Genomic DNA, 22,048 nt, shown 5'->3' with positions numbered 1-22,048 from the left:
CGGGGAGAACGCGGCCGCAGCGCCCGAACCCGCCCCTGCCCCGCCGGTGCCGCCGCCCGCCCCGCCGCGCCTGTCGCGCGGCCTGCGCACGCCCGGCGAGCGCTCGTCGCTGCTCGACCGCAACTTTCTGAGCCGCACCAGCCCGCGCACGACGCCGAGCGCCCGCCCCGAGCCGGCGACCGCCGAGGCGGCGCCGCAAGCGGCCACGCAACAAGCAGCCGCGCCGCAAGCGGCCGCCCACGCCGCCGAGACGCCCGCCCACGCCGCCGAGCCGGACGACGAAGCGTCGGCGTCGGCCTTCGCCTCGGCCCTGGCGTCGCTCGAGGCGCCGCCCGAGCGGCCGGCCGATGCGCCGTCGTCCGCGCCGGAGCCGACGGCGACCGTCGACGGCTCCGCGAGCGGGCCCGCCGCCGCGCCGCCCGCCGATCACGACCAGAAACCCGCGGAGGAGGCACCCGCCAAATCCCCCTACGAGAGTTTGGAGGAAGAGATGGCGAACCTGCTCGGCCGCGCGCCCGGAAAATCGTGACGCAAAAGGCGATCGGCCGCCGCGTTCGTCTCGCGACGGTGGCGGCCGGTGTCGTTCTCGCTCTGCTCGGCCTCGTTCAGGCCGGGCCTGCGCTCGCGCAGGACATCAGCATCAATTTCGGCCAGGGGGGCGACCTCACCGAGCGCGTGATCCAGCTGATCGCGCTTCTGACGGTGCTGTCGCTCGCGCCCTCGATCCTGATCATGGTGACCTCGTTCACCCGGATCGTGGTGGTGCTGTCGCTGCTGCGCACCGCGCTCGGCACCGCGACGGCGCCGCCCAACACCGTGATCATCTCGCTCGCGCTCTTCCTCACCGCCTTCGTGATGGGCCCCGCCTTCCAGCAGGCCTACGACGTCGGCGTGCGCCCGCTGATGAACAACGAGATCACCGCCGAGCAGGCGTTTCAGCGCTCCTCGGAGCCGTTCCGCGCCTTCATGCTGAAGAACGTGCGCGAGAAGGACTTGAAACTGTTCGTCGACATGGCGCGCGAGCCCGCGCCGCCGACGCCCGCCGACCTGTCGCTGCGCATCCTGGTGCCGGCCTTCATGATCTCGGAGCTGCGGCGGGCGTTCGAGATCGGCTTCCTGTTGTTCCTGCCGTTTCTCATCATCGACCTCGTCGTCGCCTCGGTGCTGATGTCGATGGGCATGATGATGCTGCCGCCGGCGGTGATCTCGCTGCCGTTCAAGCTGATCTTCTTCGTGCTGGTGGACGGCTGGAGCCTGGTCGCCGGCAGTCTGGTGCAGAGCTACGGCGGCGGGTGACTCTCACGCCGACACGGCAGGGGCCGACGACCTCGTCCCGAGCAGCGCTCCGCCCGCGTGCGTCTCGACGGACGAGGCCGGTGCGGCGCGCCGCTCGATCGGCCGTCGCGCTTTCCCGCGCTCCCTCGCCTCAGCAGTTGCGCACGTTGACGGCGAGGCCGCCGCGCGACGTTTCCTTGTATTTCGACTGCATGTCGACGCCGGTCTGGCGCATCGTCTCGATCGCCTCGTCGAGGGTGACGACGTGCTCGCCGTCGCCGCGCAGCGCCAGCGAGGCGGCGTTGATCGCCTTCACCGCGCCGAAGGCGTTTCGTTCGATGCACGGGATCTGAACGAGCCCGCCGACCGGGTCGCAGGTCATGCCGAGGTGATGCTCGATGCCGATCTCGGCGGCGTTCTCGACCTGCCGGTCGGAGCCGCCGAGCGCCGCGGTGAGCCCCGCCGCGGCCATCGCGCAGGCGACGCCGACCTCGCCCTGGCAGCCGATCTCGGCCCCCGAGATCGAGGCGTTGGTCTTGCACAGCGCGCCGATCGCCGCCGCCGTCAGCACGAAGGTGCGCAAGCCCTCCGCCGATCCGTCCGGACAGTGATCACGAAAGTACTTCATCACCGCCGGGACGACGCCCGCCGCCCCGTTGGTCGGCGCGGTGACGATGCGGCCGCCCGCGGCGTTCTCCTCGTTGACGGCGATCGCGTAGACATTGACGTACTCGAACACGTCGTGCGGCGCGCGCTTGTTGTCGAGCCGCGTGCGGTCGAGCCGCTCGAGCAGCACGCGGGCGCGCCGCTGCACGCCGAGGCTCCCGGGCAGCTTGCCGGTCGCCCGCATGCCGCGCTCGATCGATTCGAACATCACCGCGATCAGCCGATCGAGGCCTGCCTCCACCTCCTCGCGCGGCCGCAGCGCGCACTCGTCGGCGAAGACCAGCTCGGCGATGCTGCAGGAGTTCACCTCGCACAGCGCCAGAAGCTCGTTCGCGCTGCGCCAGCGCGGCATCAGCGCCGCCTTGGAGTGGACGTCCACCTCCTCGCCGTCGCGCACGACGAAGCCGCCGCCGATCGAGTACCAGGTCTCCTCGAGCAGAATCTCGTCACCGGCGAGCGCCGCGAAGGCCATCGCGTTGGGATGGCGCGGCAGCGTGTTCTCGAGGTCGAACACGATGTCGGTGTCGGGCGCGAAGGCGACCGTCCGCTCGCCTTCCAGGACGAGCCGCCCGGTGCGGGCGATCGCCGTTATCAGCTCGCCGACCGCGTCCGGGTCGACCGTCTCGGGCAGCCAGCCGGCGAGCCCGAGCGCCACCGCCTTGTCGGAGGCGTGGCCCTTGCCGGTCCAGGCGAGCGAGCCGAACAGCGTCGCCCGCACCCGCGTCACGGCGTCCTGCCGCGGATGATGCAGCAGCGCGCCGCGGAACGCGGCGGCCGCCCGCATCGGGCCGGTCGTGTGTGACGACGACGGCCCGATGCCGATCTTGAACAGATCGAACACGCTCACCATGGGGGTGCCTTGCGGCCTTTCTCGGCGGAGTGCCGGGAGCGTGCGCCTCACGCCTTGAGGCGCGGAATGATCTCGCGGGCGATGATCTCGATCTGCTCCATCTCGTAGCGATACGGCACGAAGATCAGCTTCTGCACACCGGCGGCGATGTGCTCCTTCAGCTGCGCGACGCACTCGTCGACATTGCCGAGAATGGCGCTGTCCTTGGTCGACTCGCTCCAGGAGGCGTAGTCCCACTCCTTGCCGAGCCACTCCATCATGCCGCTCTCGACCTCGGCGCGCGACTTGCCGATGCGGATCGGCAGCTGCGCGGCGTTGAGCAGCGTGTCCGGATCCTTGCCGCCTTCCTTGGCGAAATTGCGGATCTTTGCCCACGACGTCTTGAAGCTCTCGGGGCGATAGAAATAGGTCAGCCAGCCGTCGCCGTTGAGCGCCGCCCGCTTGAGCACGCGGTCGACATAGCCGCCGATCAGGATCGGCACCTTGCGGCTCGGCTTCGGATACATCACGCCGGCGGGGATCTTGTGATACATCCACTCGCCCTTGACCATGTCCTCGGTCCAGAACTTCTCGAGCAGCTCGAGGTTCTCGTCCATGATCTTGCCGCGCTTCTCGAACGGCACGCCGACCGCGTCGAACTCGCGCTTGTACCAGCCGGACGCCATGCCCATCACCAGGCGGCCGTCCGACAGCAGATCCATGCTGGAGAGCTGCTTCGCCAGCGTCACCGGGTTGCGCAGCGGCAGCACCAGGATGCCGGTGCCGAGCTTGATCTTCTTGGTGCGCGCGGCGATCGCGGTGAGCAGCGTCAGCGAGTCGATGATCGGGAAGTTGGGGTCGACGCCGAGCAGGATGTGATCCCACACCCACAGAGAGTCGAAGCCGAGCTCCTCCATCTTCACGCCGTAGTCGACCAGCTGGTGCACGTCCGGCATGTCGGGATAGGCGGTGAAGTTACGGGCGGCGATCCCGAAGGTTCCGCTCAACTGGGTCATCCAATGTCTCCTGTTGTGAGCGTCGCGCGATCAGGCGATGAACAGTCGCTCGGGATCGAGCATCCGCAACGTGGACAGCTCGCGCTCGCTGGGGGGGTCGGTGGTGCCGAGGTCGGGGTCGAAATCGAGGCGGAAGCCGGTGTTGTCCTGCAGCTCCTCGCGGGTGACGCCGGGATTGAGCGCGAGCGGCTTCATCCGGCGGGTCTTCTCGTCGAAGCCGAACACCGCGAGCTCCGTCACCACGCGGAACATGCCGCCGTGCGTGAGGCCCGCCTCGCGCCGTGACGTGCCGCCGGAGAGCCAGCCGGGGCTGGTGACGAAATCGACGTTCTCGACGAAGCGGCGCTTCTCGTGCTTCATCGCGACGATCATGTCGGTGAGGCTCGAGATGTCGTTGCCGCCGCCGGTGCCGGGCAGCCGCGTCTTCGGGTTCTTCGGATCGCCGATGAAGGACGAGTTCAGATTGCCGTACTGGTCGATCTGCGCGCCGCCCATGAAGCCGACATCGACGTAACCACGCTGCAGCAGCAAGAGCACGTCGGCGCTGCCGAGCACCATGTTGGCGCGGCGGGTGCAGCGCTGGTCGTTGGTGGAGGGCGGCAGCTTGCCGGGCTCGATGAAGGCGCCGACCACGCCGCCCTCGAACAGGATGGTGAGGCCCGGGCAGCCGAGCCGCTGGGCGAGCGTCGCGGCGAGCAGCGGAACGCCGACGCCGGCGAACACCACCTGCCCTTCCTTCAGCTGACGCGCGCTGAGGATCGCCAACAGCTCGTTGGCGGTGTAGCCCTTGGGATCGGTGGCGGGCTTTGCGGCGGTCTTGGTGTCAGGCGTCATAGATCGACTCCCCTGCGCGCGCGGCCGCGAGCACGTGATCGATGCCGATCAGGCCGAGATACTCGACCCACGATTTCGGCCCGTAGACGAAGCGGTCGAGATACTCCTTCATGCCGTTCACGGGGTCCTTGTTCACCAGACCCACGTAATAACGCATGTGATCGAGCATCGGCTCGTAGACGCCGTAGCACTCGTGCGGTGCGCAGCCGAACGGCAGCTCGACCACGGCATCGACCGTGAAGAACGGAATCTTGGTGTGGTCCGGCGCGCGGCGGATCTGATCGTTGGAGACGATCCGCTCGGTCGTGAGGATCACCCGGTCGGCGGCCATCGCGAGATCGATGTCCATGAACTGCAGTCCGTCGATCTGCGCGTTGCCGTAGGCGTCGCAGCGCTGCACGTGAATGAGCGCGACCTTCGGGTTGAGCGCCGGCACCAGCAAGAGCTTCTCGCCGGTGAACGGGCAGTCCATCTCCTTCACGGCGGCGAGCTCGCCGGCGACGCCGGAGCCGAGCATCGAGCGCACCGGCACGAACGGCACGCCCATCGCGCCGGCACGGAACCGCATGCCGACGCCCATGTGGCTCCACTCCTCGAAGCGCGCCGTGCCGTTCTCGACATTGTGGCGCATCACCTTGGAGATGCCGAACAGGATCGACTGGCTGAACCAGCTGGTGAGGACGTGATCACTCGCGCCCGAGCCGATCAGCCAGTCGCCGTCGCTCGACATGATGCTGCGCGAGCACGACAGCCGCTTGCGGCCGGCCCTGATCAGCGCCCAGATCATGCCCATCGGCGTGCGCGACATGGTGCAGCCGCCGATGCCGACGGTATCGCCGTCGTGAACCAGCGCGGCCGCCTCCTCGAGCGTCATCACCTTCTCGCGCAGGCTGCGATCGCGCTCGGCCAAATCCTTGCGCAACGTGTCGTAGGGTCGAACCACGGTCATTTGGATGTTCCGGAAACCTCGGCGTTGAAATCGTCGATCATGCGATCCCAGGTCGGGATGTCGTCGACCAGTGCGCGCCAGAACTCCTGGCTGCGGCGCCGCTCGAAATCGGCGAGCGACACGCCTTGTTGTTCGACCCAGGTGTAGTAGCCGAGATTGAAGATGCGCTTGCGGTCGACATGGGTGAGCTCGAGCAGATGGTCGGAGCCGAGCCCCTCGAGATGGCGGCCGAAAATCTCGCCGGCGTTCACCTCGTCGAAGCCGTCCGGATACCGCCGCGCCAAGAACGAGTCGCGCTCGCTGTGGTACAACGCGGCGCCGTCGGTCGCGACCGTGAGGATCACGTCGTTCGGCCCGTAGTCGAAATGCTTGGCGAGTTTTATCGAGGCGGCGATGTTGGCGAGCCCGGAGATGCCGACATGGGCGAACGCCGCGACGAGCGCCGGATCGATCTTGCGCCGCCCCGCGAGGTATTTTTGGCCGACGTCGGAGCCGAACAAGAGGTTCAGCGAGTCCGACACGAGGTCCGACACGCCGATCACCACGTCGGTGTTCATCACGTTGTGGATCAGCGGCACGTGCTTGTCGCCGATGCCCTGGATGTTGTGCTCGCCGAACCCGTTCTCGAGCAGCGTCGGGCACTCGGTCGCTTCCACCGCGACGATCTTGCTGCCGTGCCGGTCCTTCAGAAAATCACCGGCTGCGATCGTGCCGGCCGAACCGGTCGCCGACACGAATGCCGCGACCTTCAGGCTCGGCCGGGTCTTTGCGAGCGACGCGAACACCCGGTCGAGCGCCGTGCCGGTGCAATGGTGATGGATCACGTAGTTGGCGAACTCGGAGAACTGATTGAGGATCACGTTCTCGGGATCCTTCGAGAGCTCGCCGCACTTGTCGTAGATTTCCTTGACGTTGCTCTCGGTGCCCGGCGTCCTGATCACGTCGGCCGGATCGGTCACCCAATGCTGCAGCCAGTCGAAGCGCTCGCGGCTCATGCCGGCCGGCAGCACCGCGACACCGCGGCAGCCGAGGATGCGCGAGATCGCCACGCCGCCGCGGCAGTAGTTGCCGGTGGACGGCCAGATCGCGCGATCGGCGGCCGGATCGAACCGGCCGGTGACGAGCCGCGCCATCAGGCAGGCATAGGCCGGCAACACCTTGTGGGCGCCGATCATCGGGAAGCGGTCGCCGATCAGCACGACGATCGGCGCCTTCACCCCGGTCAGCTCGCTCGGCAGCACCAGATGCCCCGGCAGCTCGACGCGGCCCGTGCGACTCTCGTCGTTGAACCAGTTCACGCGCCACAGATTGGCGGCGTCCGGCGCGTCGGGATCGACGGTCTTCAGATCGGGGGCGCGGCCGCCGGCCGCGATCGGATCGGCGAGGTCGGAGAAGGTCGGCAGCCGGCGGCCGATCTGCCGCAGCCGGGCGACCGCGGCGCTGCGCCGTTTCGGGTCGACGATCTCGGGTTCGATGGTCGGGCTCATGTCGAGGGTTTTCCGTCTCGTTCCGCCTTCGGGGGTCGGAACCGATCATAGGGTGGTCCTATTTATAGGACAACTATATTCGTGCCGCTCCGCGCCCCGCCCTCCGCTGCAGCGCGGCACGGGCGAGGCGACGGTTTCGGCCTCCGGCCGCGGGCGTTTCCGCGGCCGGCACCGACGGCACGATCACTTCGGGGTGTTGCACCAGTCGTAGATGGAGAGCGCCATCACCTTGATGGCGGTGAGATAGTCGTCGATCGACACCCACTCGTCGTCGGAGTGCATCACCGCGGTCTGGCCGGGGCCGAAGATCACGGTCGGGGTCTCGCCGTAGAGATTGAGGAAGCGGGTGTCGGCGGCGCCCTGCCGGCCGCTGATCTCCGGCTTTTCGCCGGTGATCTCCTCGTAGTTCTTGCACAGCGTCGTCACGATCGGATGGTCGTGGGCGATCTCGGAGGCCTGCGCATCGTAGCCGACGAAGCGCACCACCGGCGGATGATCCTTCATCCACGGGTCTTCCGCCGCCGCCTTGGCGACCGCCTCGACGAGGCTCTTCTTGACGCCCTCGTGGTCCTCGGTCGGCACGGTGGCCATGCTGCCCTTCAGCAGGCAGGTCGCCGGGAACGACGAGGGGAAATTGCCCGAATGGAAGGCGCCGATCATGCACGGCAGCGCGTCGATCGGCTTCGGATAGAGCGGGTGCTTCACGGTGGCGACGCGATGCGCCTCCAGCGCCTCCACCGCCTTGACGATCTTGTAGCCGAGCTCGATGCCGGACACGCCCTGATAACGTCGCTGGATGCCGGCGGCCTTGCCCTGGATCTCGATCTCGAACCAGATGCGGCCGATGCAGGCCGGCTGCACCGCGAGGCTCGAGGTCTCGCCCGAAATGCCGGCGTCGGCCCGGTAGCCGCGCGCCACGGTATCGAGCGTGCCGTGCCCCGACACCTCCTCGTCGATCACGATGTCGATCAGCACGTCGCCCTTCAGTTTCACGCCCGCCGCCTTGAGGAACTGCACGGCGAGAATGTGGCTGGCGACGCCGCTCTTCATGTCGCACGAGCCGCGACCGTAGATCCGCCCGTCGATGATCTTTGCCGACCACGGGTCGTCGCTCCAGCCCTCGCCGTTGCCGACCGGAATCACGTCCGTGTGGCCGTTGAGCAGCAGCGATTTTCCGCCGCCGGTGCCCTTCCAGGTGGCAACGATGTTGGGCCGGCCCTCGTAGCCTTGGGTGACCGGGATGTAGCCGGGATGCTTCTGCAGCTCGTCCCAGTCGGTCTCCCACATGTCGACCTCGAGGCCGAGCTTCTTCAGATAGGCGCCGAGATGGGCCTGCACCTTGCCCTCGTCGCCGGTGACGCTCGGAATCGCGACGATCTCCTGCAGAAACTTCACCGCCTCGTCGCGGTGAGCATCGATCGTCTCGAGCACTTTCTTGCGGGCGTCGGTGGTCATTCTTCTTCCTTCCAGGGGTTTGGTGACGCGAGGAGCACGGACCGGATCAGTTCAGCTCGGGATAGAGCTGCCGCGGCAGCCACAGGCTGATGTCCGGCACGTAGGTGATGAGGGCGAGCGCGATCAGCGCGAGGCCGAGCCAGGGCAGCACGGCGAGCACGACGCTGACATAGGACTTGTTGAAGGTGCCGGAGGCGACGAACAGATTGAGCCCGAACGGCGGCGTGATGTTGCCCATGTCGACATTGACCGACATCACGATGCCGAGATGCGTGCCGGAGATGCCGGCGCCGGTCGCGACCGGCAGCAGGATCGGCACCAGGATCAGGAGGTTCGAAAAGACGTCGACGAACATGCCGGCGAACAGCGCGAGCGCGTTGATGAACAGGAGCACGAAGACGGGCGAGGCCTTCAGATCGGCGAACGGCGCGACGATCGACTGGGTGAGGCCGGTGATCGTCAGCATCCAGGAGAACAGGCTGGCGGCGCCGACCATCACCAGGATGCGGGCGCTGGCGAGCGCCGATTCGACGCACACTTCCCAAAGCCCCGGCAGATCGAGCTGGCGATAGATCACCACGCACACGACGGCCGCATAGACGACCGACACGGCGGCCGCCTCGGTCGCGGTGAAGACGCCGCCATAGAGCCCGCCGAGGATGATCACCGGCATGCCGAGGCCCCAGAAGACCTCGCGCGCGGCGGTGAGAATCTCGCGAAAAGTCGAGCGCCTGGCGCGTGGCACGTCGTGGACGATCGACCAGACCACGCAATAGATCATGTAGACCAGCGCGAAGGCGATGCCGGCGCCGATGCCCGACATGAACAGAGCGCCGATCGAGACGTTGGCGATCGAGCCGTAGACGATCATCGCGTTGGACGGCGGGATGATCATGCCGATCAGCGCCGAGGAGGTGACGATGCCGAGCGCGAACCGCTCGCCGTAGCCGGCCTTGACCAGCGCCGGATAGAGAATGCCGCCGATCGCGACGATGGTGGAAGCGGACGAGCCGGTGATCGCGCCGAACAGCACGCAGGTGATCACCACCGTCATGCCGAGGCCGCCCGGCAGATGACCGACGAGGCACTGGATGAAGCCGATCAGCCGCGCCGACAGGCCGCCCCGCCCCATGATGTTGGCGGCGAGAATGAAGAACGGGATGGCGAGCAGCGGAAAGCTCTCGAGCCCGGCGAACACCCGCTGCGGCAGGATCGACAGCGGGATCGAGGTGGTCGTCGCGAAGACGATGAAGGCCGTGCCGGTCAGCACGATGAACATGGGCACGGTCAGCAGCAAGCCGACCGACAACAGCCCGAAAGTCAAGAGCGCGACCACGACGTCCCCCGTGACGTTACCGACCACCCCGACGGGACGGCCCGATCGAAGACTAGTCCTGAAGGTCCATGGCGAAGTGCTCGCCCACGGCGGCCTCGCGCAGCGCGGCCCACAGCACCTGGCAGGTGCGCAGGAACATCAGCGCCGAGCCGAACGGCATGGCGAAATAGGTGAGCCACATCGGCGCCTGCATCACCGGCGTGACCTGGCCACTGTTGTAGACCCGCAGCGTGTGCAGGCCGGAGTAGTAGAAGAAGACCGCGAGGAAGCCGAGCGTGACGAAGCCGACGAAGATCATCAGCACCCGCCGCAGCGCGGCCGGCAGCACCATCGGCAACAGGTCGACGGCGATGTGCCCGCGGGTGCGGATCGCCACGCTCGCGCCGACGAACACTATCCACACCAGAAGATAGAGGCTGACCTCCTCGGCCCAGGAGATCGGCATCAGGAACACGTAACGCAGCACCACGTTGACGAACAGAAGCAGGCTCGAGAAGGCGAGCGCGCCGCCGACGAAGACGATCTCCGCCCGGCACAGCAGACGGTCGGCCCGGCCGAGCAGGCTCGGCGGGGCCACGGAGGGTTCGGGGGTCGGCGCGCTCGTCTCGCTCATCGTGATGTCCTCGGGCTCGGCCTCAGTTCGCCGACTGCTTCTTCACGTCGTCGCGAACCATGTCGAGGGTCTCGGTGCCGAACTTGGCGACGAACCAGTCGTACACCGGCTTGGAGGCCTCCTCGAACGCCTTGCGCTGGTCCGGTGTCAGGGTGATGATCTCCACACCGGCCTTCTTGAAGGTCTCGAGATACTCGGCCTCGGCCTTCTTGATGATGTCGCGCTGATACCGGCCGGCCTCGCGGGCCGCGTCCTTCACGATCTTCTGCTGGTCGGCCGGCAACTTGTCGAGGAACGGCTTGTTGATCATGAACACGTAGGCGAGGAAGCCGTGATCCGACATGGTGAGGTACTTCTGCACCTCGTAGAACTTCATCGCGGCGATCGTGGCAATCGGATTCTCCTGGCCGTCCACCACCTTCTGCTGCAGCGCACTGTACAGCTCGGCGAAGGCGATGGTGGTCGGCGTGGCGCCGAACGCCTTGAACTGCTCCTGGATCACCGGAGCCGGCATGGTGCGGATCTTGTGGCCCTGATAATCGGCCGGCTCACGGATCGGGAACGAGCCGGTGAACTGCTTGAAGCCCGACTCCCAGAACGCGACGCCCTCGATATTGACCTTCTCGAGCGGCTTCAGGATCGCCGCGCCGACCGGGCCGTCGACGACCTTGTAGGTGACGGCGCGATCGGGAAACAGGAACGGCAGGTCGAGCACCTGGATGCTGGGGGCGAGCGGCGCCACCCACGCGGTCGGCAGCACGGCGGCCTCCAGCGCGCCGGCCTGCACCTGCTCCACCTGCTGGGTGCCGCTACCGAGCATCGAGGCGGGGAAGATCTGCACCTTCACCTTGCCGCCGGTGCGGCTCTCGACCAACTCCTTGAACTTCACCGCCGCCTGATGGTGGGTCGAGGTCTCGGGCTGATCGTGCCCGAGCTTCATCACCGTCTGGGCGAGCACCGGGGACGTCAATAGTGCCGTCAGGCCGAACAGAGCGGCGGCGACGACGGGAGCACGGGACAACATCGCTGTCTCCTCATTTCGCATGTGCAGAAAAATGCGGCATCCTTTGCCGGGCGATTGGGCAGGGTTGGTCTTTGCAGTCGTACTATTTATAGTACGATACGACCTGAGGACGTTTCAGGCAATATCCGTGCCGGCGGCACGAACGTTGCCTCGCGCCCCACGCAGACGATCTCCAACGACGCACGGGACACGACTCCGATGATCGCAGACGACACTTCCGACGGCATCCGGAGCTCTGCGGGGACGACCGACGGGAGGTGCGCTGCGGGCGACGATCCGCGTGCCGACACGCTGCTCGCCACGCTCGACAGCCTGCCGCGCGAAACCCTGCTCGCGCAAGCCCGCGCGCTGCGTGATCAGGGTCACGGCCGGACGATCGGCTATTCACGAAAAGTGTTCGTGCCTCTCACGCGACTGTGCCGCGACGTGTGCGCCTACTGCACTTTTGCGGCGGTGCCGGGAGAGGTGCCCGCAGCTTATCTGACACCCGACCAGGTGCTGGAGATCGCGCGTGCGGGTGCAAAACTCGGCTGCAAGGAGGCGCTGTTCACGCTCGGCGACAAGCCGGAGCTGCGCTACCGCAGTGCACGCGAGGCGCTCGCCGCCCGCGGGCACGCGACCACGGTCGACTACGTGGAGGAGATGTGCCGGCTGGTGCTCGAGGAGACCGGCCTGCTTCCTCACGTCAATGCCGGCGTGATGACGGAAGACGAGATCGCGAGGCTGCGCCGCGTCTCGGTTTCGCAGGGCATCATGCTGGAGAGCGTGTCGCCGCGTCTCTTCGCACGCGGAGGACCGCATTACGGGTCGCCCGACAAGGATCCGGCGGTGCGGCTCGAGATGATCGCGGCGGCGGGACGGCAGCAGGTGCCGTTCACCAGCGGCATCCTGATCGGCATCGGCGAGACGCGGCGCGACCGCATCGCCTCGCTCGTCGCGCTGCGCGACCTGCACGAGCAGTACGGCCATCTGCAGGAAATCATCATCCAGAATTTTCGGGCGAAGCCCGACACCCGGATGGCGGCGGCGGACGAGCCGGATTTCGACGAGCTGATGTGGACGGCGGCCGCGGCGCGCATCGTGCTCGGCCCCGACATGCACATCCAGGTGCCGCCCAATCTCAGCTACGAGCGCTTCCCCGAGCTTCTGGACGCCGGCATCGACGATTGGGGCGGCGTGTCGCCGGTCACCCCCGATCACGTCAACCCGGAAGCCCCCTGGCCGCAGATCGAGCGCCTCGCCCGGAAAACCGAGGACAACGAGAAAATTCTGGTCGAGCGGCTCGCCGCCTATCCGTCCTATGTGGAGGACGCCGCGCGCTGGATCGATCCCGCATTGCACGGCGCCGTGATGCGGCACGCCGATTCGGAAGGCTTTGCCCGCTCCGACTTCTGGGTGGTCGGCGCCGACACCATCCCGCCGACGCTGTTTCGCGCCGCCCCGCCGGCGCATCACACGGTCGAGCTCGACCGCATTCTCGATCGCGCCGAGGTCGGCACCGAGCCGACGGAAGCGGAGATCGTGCGGCTGTTCGCGGCGCGCGGCGACGAGTTCGATCTGGTGTGCCGGCGCGCCGACGCGCTGCGTGAGAAAGTGTGCGGCGATCAGGTGTCGTGGGTCGTCACCCGCAACATCAACTACACCAACGTGTGCACCTATCGCTGCAAGTTCTGTGCGTTCTCCAAGGGCAAGACCAGCGAGAACCTGCGCGGCAAGCCGTACAATCTGGAGATCGCCGAGGTGCAGCGGCGGGTCGACGAGGCGTGGCACCGCGGCGGCACCGAGGTGTGCCTGCAGGGCGGCATTCATCCCGAGTATACGGGGCAGACCTATCTCGACATCTGCAAGGCGATCCGCGCGGTGGCGCCCGGCATGCACATCCATGCCTTCTCGCCGCTCGAGATCTTTCAGGGTGCCGCCACCCTCGGCCTGTCGCTGCGCGAATTTCTGATCGCGCTGAAGGAGGCGGGCCTCGGCTCGCTGCCCGGCACCGCGGCGGAAATCCTCGACGACGAGGTGCGGGCGATCATCTGCCCCGACAAGCTGACGACCGCGCAGTGGCTCGAGGTGGTCGGCACCGCCCACGAGGTCGGCCTGCGCACCACCGCGACCATCATGTTCGGCCATGTCGACCGGCCGGTGCACTGGGCGCGCCACATCCTGCACGTCCGCCGGCTGCAGGAGCGCACCGGCGGCTTCACCGAATGGGTGCCCCTGCCCTTCGTGCCGATGGAAGCCCCGATGTTCTTGCGCGCAAAGGCCCGCATGGGGCCGACATGGCGGGAGGCGGTGCTGATGCACGCGGTCGGCAGGCTCGCGCTCCATCCGCTGATCACCAACATCCAGGCGAGCTGGGTGAAACTCGGACCGCACGGCATCGCCGCGTGCCTCGACGCCGGCGTCAACGATCTCGGCGGTACGCTCATGGAAGAAACCATCAGCCGCGCCGCCGGCGCCATGCACGGCCAGGAGATGGCGCCCTATCAGTTCACCGACATCATCCGCGACGCCGGCCGGAAGCCGCGGCCGCGCACGACGCTGTACGGCACGCCGCCGGAGAGCCGCACCCGCGCCTCGTTCCAAGCGGCGCCGCTCGCCCCCTCGGTCAACACGCCCGCGAAGAAATTCGAGCGCGATCCCGAGCCGCCGGCCCGCGCCGCCGGACCGTGATCACGACCCCCGCAACCGATAAGAAAAGGACACTGCAATGACCTCCGAAACAAAACTTTCGATCTGCGTGGTCGGCGGCACCGGCGCCGAAGGCGGCGGGCTCGCGCTGCGCTGGGCCAAGGCCGGCCACCGCGTCACCATCGGCTCGCGTGATCCGGCAAAGGCCGAGGCGGCGGCGAAGGCGCTCAACGAATTGCTGGGCCGAGAGGCGCTGACCGGCGTCGCCAGCGCCGACGGGGCCGCGGAAGCCGAGGTGGTGGTGCTGACGGTGCCGTTCGCCGCGCAACGCTCCACCCTCGAAGGCCTGAAGGACACGCTCGCCGGCAAGATTCTGGTCGACGTCACGGTGCCGCTGGTGCCGCCGAAGGTCGCCCGCGTGCAGCTCCCCGAGACCGATTCCTGCGTGGTGGCCACCCAGGCCTTTCTCGGCGAGGGCGTGCGGGTCGTCTCGGCGTTCCAGAACGTGTCGGCGCACAAGCTGAAGGATCTCGGCCACGACGCGATCGATTGCGACGTGCTGATCGCCGGCGACGACAAGGAGGCGCGCAAGGTGGTGGCCGGGCTCGCGGCCGATGCCGGGCTGCGCGGCGTCGAGGTCGGCCCGCTCGCCAACTCCGTGGTGGCGGAGGCACTGACCTCCGTGCTCATCTGGATCAACCGCACCTACAAGGTGCCGGATTCCGGCATCCGCATCACCGGCCTGCCGGGCGGCACGCCCGCGGCCGAGTGACTGCGATCGCGTGACGGCACACGGAGCAACGACCCCCGCATGAGCCCGGCTGCCATCGTCGTTCCCTGCAAGGGCTTTCGCGAGGGCAAGTCGCGCCTCGCCGGCTGTCTCGACGGCGCGGCGCGGCGCGATCTGTGCCGGCGGCTTTTGGCGCGCACGCTAGGCTGCGCGGCGGAGGTGATGCCGGCGGCGCTGATCCGGGTGGTCACCGCCGATGCGGAGGCGGCCGCGCTCGCCGCCTCCTTCGCGGTCGGGCGGATCGCCGATCCGGGCGGCGGGCTCAATGCCGCGCTCGAGCACGCCCGGACGCAGCTACAGGAAGAGATGGGCACGGTCGATCTGGTGGTGCTGCCGATCGACCTGCCGCTCGCCGCCCCGCGCAGCATCGCCACCGCGCTGGAGCGCCCGGCGGACGTGGTGATCGCGCCCGATCGCGGCAGCGACGGCACCAATCTGATGATCTTACGCGGCGCCAGCCGGCACCGGCTGCCGTTCGCCTACGGGCCGGGCAGCTTCTCCACCCACCGCAAGACGGCAAAAACGCTCGGGCTGACGGTGGAGACGATCCTCGATCCGCGGCTCGCCTTCGATCTCGACGATCCGGACCACTATGCGAGCTGGCTCGCCTGGCGCGACGGCCCCGCCGGCGCTTTCACCGCCTCGCCGCGCGCCGCCGACGACGACGCCCTGCCCCCGCGAGCCGAGACACGGGACGGCGCACGCGTGCCCGGCCCCGACCGGTTTCCGGGCTGATTCTCGTCGACACCAACGCGTCGAACGGCTTTCGGAGACCGCTCGAAAGGCCCCTCGGCCGCGAGCGGGTCTCACCCCCGCAGCTCGATATTGATGCGCACGAGATCGCCGCGATAGGTGATCTCGCCCACATAGATCACCACGCCCTCCTCGTCGGTGACGACGCAGCGTGCCTCGGCGGTCGGCGCGTTCAGGCTCATCTCGAGCAGCTTCGCGGTCTCGATGTCGGCGGTGCCGATGGTGAACGTCTGATGCGCGCGCGAGATCGCAAGGTCCTTCATCTCGGCGAGAACCACCAGCGCCGCGCGCGAGGAGAACACCTTTGGCGACATCGTGTAGATGTGGCGCGCGAGATGGACGCGGGCATAGCCGAACGGCTCGCTGCCGCGGGTCTGCAGGCTGCGCAGATAGACATAGGAGGAGGCCGGCGTGCCCTCCCCCTCCTCGAGCCGCGGCGCGGCGGAGGGATAGGCCGGCAGCTTGTGGGCGACATTGTCCCGGATCATCGAGACGAGGCTTTCCCAGTCGGTCGCGAGCTGCAGCCAGCGCCGATGGTCGACCGACTTCGTCACGAACGTCCCGCGCCCCTGGTGGGAGCGCACCAGGCCCTCGTTCTGCAGGAGGTCGATCGCCTGCCGCACCGTCACCCGGGCAACGCCGAACTCGCGCTCCAGCTCCTCGAGCGTGGAGATGCGCTCGCCGAGCGCCCACACGCCGTCGCGCAGCCGGCGGCGCAGCACCGCGGCGACCTGGAGATAGCGGGGAACGCGACTGTCTGCGTCCTGGCTCGGCAGCTTCCGTGTTCTATTCACCATGGGACGCGGCAATCATCGGACGGTCGCCACTCTCCTGCGAGTGGTATTTCGTGTGAGCTCGATCTGTGCCCAAGCCGTGCAGCGCGGTCAAGCACGACGATTGCGCTTTTGGCCCGGCCGGGGCCGCCGCGTATGGCCATCGCATGTGAACGAGGGGACCTCATGCGCCGTCTCCCTCGCGCGCGGGCTCGGGCGCGAGCACCAGCGGGCCCTCGGCGGCGCGGCGCGCGAGCGCGTGATAGGTGTCGAGCGACACCGGTTCGAAGCGAACCTTATCACCTGGTGCAAAAAGCGCCGGAGGATCACGCCGCAGATCCCAGATCGCCACCGGCGAGCGGCCGATCAGATTCCAGCCGCCCGGGCTCTCCACCGGATAGACCGCGGTGAGCGCGCCGGCGAGCGCGATGCCGCCGACCGGCACCTTCACCCGCGGGCTGTCGAGTTTTGGCACCTTCAGGGCGTCCGGCACGTCGCCCATATAGGGAAAGCCCGGCAGGTAGCCGAGCATGTAGACGTGATAAATCTCGGCGCTGTGGCACTCGACGACGCCCTCGGGCGTCAGGCCGGTGCGCGCGGCGACCGTGTCGAGGTCGGGGGCGAGGGCCGGGTCGTAGCAGGCGGGCAGCCGGAACGTCTTGCCGGACGATGCGATTGCGCCCGTCCGCTCCGCCGCCAACAGATCCGCCACGAGATCGGAGAGGGTTTTTTCGAGCACCGCGGCGTCGAGCACCAGCGGCTCGAAATGCACCATCAGCGAGCGGAAGGTCGGCACCTGCTCGATCACCCCCGGCAGACCGGTCGCCTCGAGCCGCTCGGCGAGCGCCAGCACCAGCGCGCTGAGATGGCGGTCGACCGTGTCGCCGAACTCGATCACCAGCGCGGTGTCGCCGGCCGGCAGGAATTTGGGAGAGGCGTACACGTCGAAAGAACCTCGCTACCCGGCACGCGCGGACAAGGCCCGAAGCACCGCCGCCACCGAGCCGCCATAGCAGCCGATCCCGACCGTCTCCACAAGCACGCTCGCGCGGGCACTGTGCATAGAAAGTGCCGCGCGTTTCATCGCGCCGGCGGCGTGCCGGACGAAGCGGCAGAAAAGTCGCGCGCCGCGCCGGCGCGCGCCTGCCGGCGCAGCAGTGCGACGAAGGTTTGCACCACCGGCGCATTGCCGCTCCGGCGGAACGCCGCCACCAGCTCGGCATGCGGCACCGGATCGGCGAGCGGCCGGTAGACGATGTCGGGAAGCCGCACCCGCTCGAGCGAGGCCGGCACCGCCGCCACCCCGAAGCCGACCGCGACGAAGTTCAGCACGGTGATGAAGTCGCGCACGTGGTGGGTGAGCCGCGGCACGAACCCGCCCTGCCGGCCGATCGCCAGGGTCAGCTCGCCGAAGCCCGCCCGCTCGTGCGCCTGCGGCACCACGAAATCCTCGTCGGCGAGCGCCTTTGCCGGGATCGGCCCGCCCGCCGCGGCGAGCGGGTGGTCGGCCCGCAGCGCCACCAGGATCGGCTCGCGCAGCTGCGGCAGCGCGACGATGCCCGGCGGATAGTCCGGCCGCGGCCGGATGAAGCCGACATCGATCCGCCCGTCTTCGAGCGCCTCGACCTGGTGGGCGGTGTCCATCTCGACGAGGCCGATCGCCACCGCCGGGCAGTCGCGGTGAAACGCCGAGACCACCGACGGCAGCAGGCCGGAAAAGGTCGCCGAGGCCACGTAGCCGATCTCGAGCCGGCCGAGCTGGCCGCGCCCCGCCTTCCGGGCGACCGCCTCGGCCCGCTCGAACTGAGCGAGCGCCGCCCGCGCCTCGGCGAGAAACAGCCCGCCGGCATCGGTGAGCCGCATCGGCGCGCGCTTGTTGCGCTCCAGCAGCCGCACGCCGAGCGAGGCCTCGAGCAGCTGGATCTGCCGCGACAGCGCCGACTGGGCGATGCCGAGCGCCTCCGCCGCCCGGCCGAAATGCAGCCGCTCGGCGACCTCGACGAAGCAGCGCATCTGCCGGACGTCCATGTGTTCCTCTCGACCTCCCTGGCGTCCCCCCGGCGCCCGGCCCTGCCTTCCGGTGCCGAAAGTGACAGAGCTCGACCTCGTCCAGAGGAGCACTCCGCAGGAGTGCGTCTCGAAGGACGAGGGCACGGACGACGACGAGGCTCGGGTCTCATTGTTCGAGACGACCGCTTCGCGGCCCCTCGGGACGAAATCGACGTGTCCCTTCCGCGACGTTACTTTAATCCATATCCGAGATCAAACATTGCGCTCTCGACACTGGACCGGATTATATCGCCCTGGCATGTTGCGCCGCAAAATCGCCAAAACACGCCAGAACCAAGAAGAAACATGATCTCCCTCACTCTCGTGCAGGCCTCGAGCCTGATCCTCACCGTCGCCCTCATTTTGTTCATCGGCACCCGCTCCGCCGGCAACGTGAAGTCCGCCGAAGGCTACAGCCTGAACGGCCGTTCGGCCGGCGCCGTGCTGATCGCCGGCAGCATCTCCGGCACCATCGTCGGCGGCGCCGCCACCGTCGGCACCGCGCAGATGGCCGCCGCCCTCGGCCTGTCGGCCTGGTGGTTCACGCTCGGCAGCGGCATCGCGCTCACCATCATGGCGGTGTTCTACGCGAACCCCCTGCGCAGCAGCGGGCTCGAGACGATCCCGCAATATCTGACGCTGCATTACGGCCGCGGCGCCGGGCCGCTCACCAGCCTGGTCTCCTCGCTCGGCATCCTGTTCAGCGCGGTGGCGAGCGCGCTCGCCGGCATCCATTTGATCGGCACCATGTTCGGCGTGCCGCCGCTGGCGGCAGCCGCGATCATCGTCGTGCTGGTGGCGGCCTATGTGGTGTTCGGCGGCATGCGGGGCGCCGGCGTCTCGGGCATCCTCAAGATGGTGACGTTGGCGCTGGCGCTGTGCGTCGCCGGCGTCGGCGCGGTGCTGTCGCTGCGCGCGATGCCCGACTTCGAGGCGACCTTCCCGGCCTTCCCGTGGTTCAGCCTGTGGGGCCGCGGGGTGGGCGAAAGCCTCGGCAATCTCGGCGCGCTGATCGTCGGCGTGATCTGCACCCAGACCTATGTGCAGGCGATCTACTCGGCCTCCGACCGCAAGGTGGCGGCGGTCGGCACCTCGCTCGCGGCGCTGATCACCATTCCGGTCGGCCTGCCCTCGATCGCCATCGGCATGTACATGCACGCCGCCCATCCGGAGCTGTCGCCGGTGCTGGCGCTGCCGGTCTATCTGGTCCGCTACACCCCCGAATGGGTCGGCGGCATCGGGCTCGCCGGCATTCTCCTCTCCGTGGTCGGCTCGATCGCCGGGCTCGCGCTCGGCATCGGCACGATGGTGGCGAACGACATCGGCCGCGGCGTGTTCGGCCTCCGCGACGACCGCCACATTCTGTGGCTCAACCGGGCGAGCGTGCTCGCGGTGACGTGCCTCGCAATGGCGATCGCGCTGTCGGCGCTCGATTCCTACGTGCTCGACTGGAACTACATGTCGATGGCGCTGCGGGGCGCTGCGGTGTTCCTGCCGCTGACGCTGGCGATCTTCTGGCCGCGCCACCTCGCCCCGAGCTGGGCGGTGTTCTCGATGGCGGCGAGCATCGCGGTGGCGGTCGGTTGCCGGCTGGCGCTGCCGCTGCCGGTCAATCCACTGTTCACCGGGCTCGCGGCCTCGGCCGCGGTGATCGTCGCCGGCCTCCTGTTGTCGGCCACCACCGGAGACGCCGATCTCGACGGCAGCATGCAGCCGCGTGCCTGAGCGATCGGCGCAGCGGCGGCATGCCGGCTGCGCAGCTGTCCTATTATTAGGCAGACGAGCACCCCTGTCCGCTCCCTGAGCAGCACGCGCCGCACCCGCCCCTGCCCCTCCTCGACGCCCGCCGCCTCCCCGCGGCGGGCGTCGGCTTTTTGGAATCCTTCGATCCGCCAACGCCCTGACGGAACCCGGCCCTCCGCCGCGCCGGGCTGGCATCGATCTGGCATCGGCCCGCCGATGGCGACGGCAGCGCTGCCGCCGCCCTCGGGCACCCCGCGGTTCGGGCCATCCGGCCAAACAATCGGCAGTTTGCCTTCCCGCTTGCCTCCGTTTCGTTCTTGCACCCCAACGGCGAGTTGATACCGTTAGTGTGCAAATGAAAATTGGACGACCGCGAACGTCGAAAAAATTCGCGTCGCGGCCGCACGGTTCCCGAGCCCAGTGCCGACCGACCCGACCGGAATCCACGGCGGGTGGCGTTGAAGAAGGAATGCGAGCCTTGTCGAAAATCCTGACGCGAACTTGCCTGGCGGCTGCCGTGCTGACGCTCGCCGCGCCGAACGCGCTGCGGGCGGCGGACATCAAGATCGGCGAGATCAACAGCTATTCGGGCCTGCCCGCCTTCACCGAGCCGTACCGCAAGGGCTGGCAGCTCGCGGTGGAGGAGATCAACGCCAATGGCGGCATCAACGGCAACAAGCTGGTGGTGATCTCCAAGGACGACGCCGGCAAGCCGGGCGAGGCGGTGACCGCCGCCAACGAGCTGGTGTCGCGTGAAGGCGTGGTGATGCTCACCGGCGCGTTCTTCTCGCACATCGGCCTCGCGCTGTCGGACTTCGCCGCGCAGAAGAAGGTGTTCTATCTCGCCGGCGAGCCGCTCACCGACGCGATGGTGTGGGCCAAGGGCAACCGCTACACCTTCCGCCTGCGGCCCTCCAACTACATGCAGGCGGCGATGCTGGCGGAGGAAGCCGCAAAACTGCCGGCCAAGCGCTGGGCGACCATCGCGCCGAACTACGAGTACGGCCAGTCGGCCATCGCGGTGTTCAAGGAGCTGCTCTCCAAGAAGCGCCCGGACATCGAGTGGGTCGGCGAGCAGTGGCCGCCGATGGGCAAGATCGACGCCGGCGCGGTGGTCGAGGCGATCGCCGCCACCAACCCCGACGCCATCGTCAATGTCGAGTTCGGCCCCGACCTCGTGAAGCTCGTGCGCGAGGGCAACACCCGCGGCCTGTTCAAGGGCAAGACCGTGGTGAGCTTCCTCACCGGCGAGCCCGAATATCTCGATCCGCTGAAGTCCGAGACCCCGGAAGGCTGGCTCACCACCGGCTATCCCTGGTACTCGCTCGACACCCCGGCGCACGCCAAGTTCCTGAAGGCCTATCAGGCGAAGTACGACGATTATCCGCGCCTCGGCTCGGTGGTCGGCTACACGCTGATGTACTCGGTCGCCGCGGTCTTGAAGAAGAGCGAGAAGACCGACGCCGACAGCCTGATCGAAGCGGCAGAAGGGTTGAAGGTCGACACCGTGTTCGGCCCGATCACCTTCCGCGAGATCGACCACCAGTCGACCCTCGGCGCCTTCGTCGGCAAGACCGCCGTCAAGGACGGCAAGGGCGTGATGGTCGACACCTCCTATCGCGACGGCGCCAACTACCTGCCGAGCGACGCCGAGGTGAAGACGATGCGTCCGCAGAACTGAGCGGGCTCCACTCGGTCCTCCCCGCGAGGGGGGGACCGGCGCGCGAGGCGCTTCGGGACGGACCGGTCGACCCTCCTGTCGTTCGCTCCCGGACCGCCTCGCGATCCGACCACCCCTCGCGGGACCCACGACACAGGCGGCCGGTCG

The 22,048-nt window shown here is 68.2% G+C and carries 18 protein-coding genes and 1 pseudogene; 7 read left to right on the top strand and 12 right to left on the bottom strand.

Annotated features, from left to right (window positions below):
• Together A33M_RS06725 and fliP are read left to right on the top strand one after the other, a co-directional pair.
• Positions 1–529 (top strand): annotated as a pseudogene (locus tag A33M_RS06725) (hypothetical protein); the annotation flags it as partial.
• Complete coding sequence (gene fliP / locus A33M_RS06720) at positions 526–1,296, top strand: flagellar type III secretion system pore protein FliP (RefSeq protein WP_008384998.1); 771 nt, start codon at positions 526–528, stop codon at positions 1,294–1,296. The pseudogene A33M_RS06725 and the gene fliP, both read left to right, overlap by 4 nt.
• A 130-nt stretch (positions 1,297–1,426) precedes the next feature.
• Here fliP and A33M_RS06715 read toward each other — a convergent pair whose 3' ends face one another.
• From A33M_RS06715 to A33M_RS06675, 9 genes are all read right to left on the bottom strand, one after another.
• Positions 1,427–2,791 (bottom strand): L-serine ammonia-lyase, encoded by a 1,365-nt coding sequence (locus tag A33M_RS06715; protein ID WP_008384997.1) that lies wholly within the window; start codon positions 2,789–2,791, stop codon positions 1,427–1,429.
• A gap of 47 nt (positions 2,792–2,838) precedes the next feature.
• Complete coding sequence (locus A33M_RS06710) at positions 2,839–3,786, bottom strand: LLM class flavin-dependent oxidoreductase (RefSeq protein WP_040619606.1); 948 nt, start codon at positions 3,784–3,786, stop codon at positions 2,839–2,841.
• Positions 3,787–3,816: 30 nt separating this feature from the next.
• Positions 3,817–4,620 carry a 3-oxoadipate--succinyl-CoA transferase subunit B gene (locus tag A33M_RS06705; protein WP_008384993.1) on the bottom strand — a complete coding sequence of 268 codons (804 nt, stop codon included), beginning with the start codon at positions 4,618–4,620 and terminating at the stop codon, positions 3,817–3,819.
• Entirely contained in the window at positions 4,610–5,569 is a 960-nt protein-coding gene (locus A33M_RS06700; RefSeq protein ID WP_008384991.1) for a CoA transferase subunit A, read from the bottom strand. The genes A33M_RS06705 and A33M_RS06700 overlap by 11 nt, the downstream gene beginning before the upstream one ends.
• A complete protein-coding gene (locus tag A33M_RS06695) occupies positions 5,566–7,056 on the bottom strand; it encodes a pyridoxal-phosphate dependent enzyme (RefSeq protein ID WP_008384989.1) in 1,491 nt (496 codons plus the stop codon). The genes A33M_RS06700 and A33M_RS06695 overlap by 4 nt, the downstream gene beginning before the upstream one ends.
• Before the next feature lie 183 nt (positions 7,057–7,239).
• Positions 7,240–8,511, bottom strand: coding sequence for an ArgE/DapE family deacylase (locus tag A33M_RS06690; protein ID WP_008384987.1), 1,272 nt, complete (start codon positions 8,509–8,511; stop codon positions 7,240–7,242).
• 46 nt (positions 8,512–8,557) lie between these two features.
• The gene (locus tag A33M_RS06685) at positions 8,558–9,847 is read right to left on the bottom strand and encodes a TRAP transporter large permease (protein WP_008384985.1); all 1,290 of its coding nucleotides are present in this window, start codon (positions 9,845–9,847) and stop codon (positions 8,558–8,560) included.
• A gap of 52 nt (positions 9,848–9,899) precedes the next feature.
• Entirely contained in the window at positions 9,900–10,460 is a 561-nt protein-coding gene (locus A33M_RS06680) for a TRAP transporter small permease (protein ID WP_008384983.1), read from the bottom strand.
• Between the two features lie 22 nt (positions 10,461–10,482).
• Positions 10,483–11,484, bottom strand: coding sequence for a TRAP transporter substrate-binding protein (locus tag A33M_RS06675; protein ID WP_008384981.1), 1,002 nt, complete (start codon positions 11,482–11,484; stop codon positions 10,483–10,485).
• Positions 11,485–11,682: 198 nt separating this feature from the next.
• On the opposite strand from A33M_RS06675, the gene cofH reads away from it, so the two are divergent.
• Genes cofH through cofC form a run of 3 tightly spaced genes read left to right on the top strand, consistent with a single transcriptional unit; the run spans position 11,683 to position 15,637 of the window.
• Positions 11,683–14,154, top strand: a complete 2,472-nt coding sequence (cofH, locus tag A33M_RS06670; RefSeq protein WP_008384979.1) for a 5-amino-6-(D-ribitylamino)uracil--L-tyrosine 4-hydroxyphenyl transferase CofH — start codon at positions 11,683–11,685, stop codon at positions 14,152–14,154.
• A gap of 37 nt (positions 14,155–14,191) precedes the next feature.
• Complete coding sequence (gene npdG, locus A33M_RS06665; RefSeq protein WP_008384977.1) at positions 14,192–14,884, top strand: NADPH-dependent F420 reductase; 693 nt, start codon at positions 14,192–14,194, stop codon at positions 14,882–14,884.
• A 39-nt stretch (positions 14,885–14,923) separates the two neighbouring features.
• Positions 14,924–15,637: a 2-phospho-L-lactate guanylyltransferase gene (gene cofC, locus A33M_RS22220; protein ID WP_008384976.1), complete on the top strand. Its 714-nt coding sequence runs from the start codon at positions 14,924–14,926 to the stop codon at positions 15,635–15,637.
• A 71-nt stretch (positions 15,638–15,708) separates the two neighbouring features.
• Here cofC and A33M_RS06650 read toward each other — a convergent pair whose 3' ends face one another.
• The 3 genes from A33M_RS06650 to A33M_RS06640 form a co-directional block, all read right to left on the bottom strand.
• Positions 15,709–16,452, bottom strand: coding sequence for a GntR family transcriptional regulator (locus A33M_RS06650; protein ID WP_052026894.1), 744 nt, complete (start codon positions 16,450–16,452; stop codon positions 15,709–15,711).
• A 160-nt stretch (positions 16,453–16,612) separates the two neighbouring features.
• Positions 16,613–17,371: a 5-oxoprolinase subunit PxpB gene (gene pxpB, locus A33M_RS06645; RefSeq protein WP_008384972.1), complete on the bottom strand. Its 759-nt coding sequence runs from the start codon at positions 17,369–17,371 to the stop codon at positions 16,613–16,615.
• 137 nt (positions 17,372–17,508) lie between these two features.
• Positions 17,509–18,456 carry a LysR substrate-binding domain-containing protein gene (locus tag A33M_RS06640; RefSeq protein WP_008384970.1) on the bottom strand — a complete coding sequence of 316 codons (948 nt, stop codon included), beginning with the start codon at positions 18,454–18,456 and terminating at the stop codon, positions 17,509–17,511.
• Positions 18,457–18,783: 327 nt separating this feature from the next.
• Here A33M_RS06640 and A33M_RS06635 point away from each other — a divergent pair, with 327 nt between their 5' ends.
• Positions 18,784–20,202: a sodium:solute symporter family protein gene (locus A33M_RS06635; RefSeq protein WP_008384968.1), complete on the top strand. Its 1,419-nt coding sequence runs from the start codon at positions 18,784–18,786 to the stop codon at positions 20,200–20,202.
• Positions 20,203–20,689: 487 nt separating this feature from the next.
• Positions 20,690–21,901: an ABC transporter substrate-binding protein gene (locus A33M_RS06630; RefSeq protein ID WP_008384964.1), complete on the top strand. Its 1,212-nt coding sequence runs from the start codon at positions 20,690–20,692 to the stop codon at positions 21,899–21,901.
• The last annotated feature ends 147 nt before the right edge of the window (positions 21,902–22,048 follow it).

This window comes from Rhodovulum sp. PH10, from assembly GCF_000293785.1.
Lineage (GTDB): Bacteria > Pseudomonadota > Alphaproteobacteria > Rhizobiales > Xanthobacteraceae > Rhodoplanes.
This window is presented reverse-complemented; position numbering and strand designations above follow the sequence as displayed.

What these genes read in the sequence shown, in the direction of transcription:
- A33M_RS06690 (WP_008384987.1), bottom strand. Translation starts at nt 8,511, where the DNA reads ATGACCACCGACGCCCGCAAGAAAGTGCTCGAGACGATCGATGCTCAC.
- A33M_RS06640 (WP_008384970.1), bottom strand. Translation starts at nt 18,456, where the DNA reads ATGGACGTCCGGCAGATGCGCTGCTTCGTCGAGGTCGCCGAGCGGCTG.
- A33M_RS06650 (WP_052026894.1), bottom strand. Translation starts at nt 16,452, where the DNA reads ATGGTGAATAGAACACGGAAGCTGCCGAGCCAGGACGCAGACAGTCGC.
- A33M_RS06700 (WP_008384991.1), bottom strand. Translation starts at nt 5,569, where the DNA reads ATGACCGTGGTTCGACCCTACGACACGTTGCGCAAGGATTTGGCCGAG.
- cofH (WP_008384979.1), top strand. Translation starts at nt 11,683, where the DNA reads ATGATCGCAGACGACACTTCCGACGGCATCCGGAGCTCTGCGGGGACG.
- A33M_RS06705 (WP_008384993.1), bottom strand. Translation starts at nt 4,620, where the DNA reads ATGACGCCTGACACCAAGACCGCCGCAAAGCCCGCCACCGATCCCAAG.
- A33M_RS06715 (WP_008384997.1), bottom strand. Translation starts at nt 2,791, where the DNA reads ATGGTGAGCGTGTTCGATCTGTTCAAGATCGGCATCGGGCCGTCGTCG.
- A33M_RS06635 (WP_008384968.1), top strand. Translation starts at nt 18,784, where the DNA reads ATGATCTCCCTCACTCTCGTGCAGGCCTCGAGCCTGATCCTCACCGTC.
- A33M_RS06695 (WP_008384989.1), bottom strand. Translation starts at nt 7,056, where the DNA reads ATGAGCCCGACCATCGAACCCGAGATCGTCGACCCGAAACGGCGCAGC.
- cofC (WP_008384976.1), top strand. Translation starts at nt 14,924, where the DNA reads ATGAGCCCGGCTGCCATCGTCGTTCCCTGCAAGGGCTTTCGCGAGGGC.
- npdG (WP_008384977.1), top strand. Translation starts at nt 14,192, where the DNA reads ATGACCTCCGAAACAAAACTTTCGATCTGCGTGGTCGGCGGCACCGGC.
- A33M_RS06680 (WP_008384983.1), bottom strand. Translation starts at nt 10,460, where the DNA reads ATGAGCGAGACGAGCGCGCCGACCCCCGAACCCTCCGTGGCCCCGCCG.
- A33M_RS06675 (WP_008384981.1), bottom strand. Translation starts at nt 11,484, where the DNA reads ATGTTGTCCCGTGCTCCCGTCGTCGCCGCCGCTCTGTTCGGCCTGACG.
- A33M_RS06710 (WP_040619606.1), bottom strand. Translation starts at nt 3,786, where the DNA reads ATGACCCAGTTGAGCGGAACCTTCGGGATCGCCGCCCGTAACTTCACC.
- A33M_RS06630 (WP_008384964.1), top strand. Translation starts at nt 20,690, where the DNA reads ATGCGAGCCTTGTCGAAAATCCTGACGCGAACTTGCCTGGCGGCTGCC.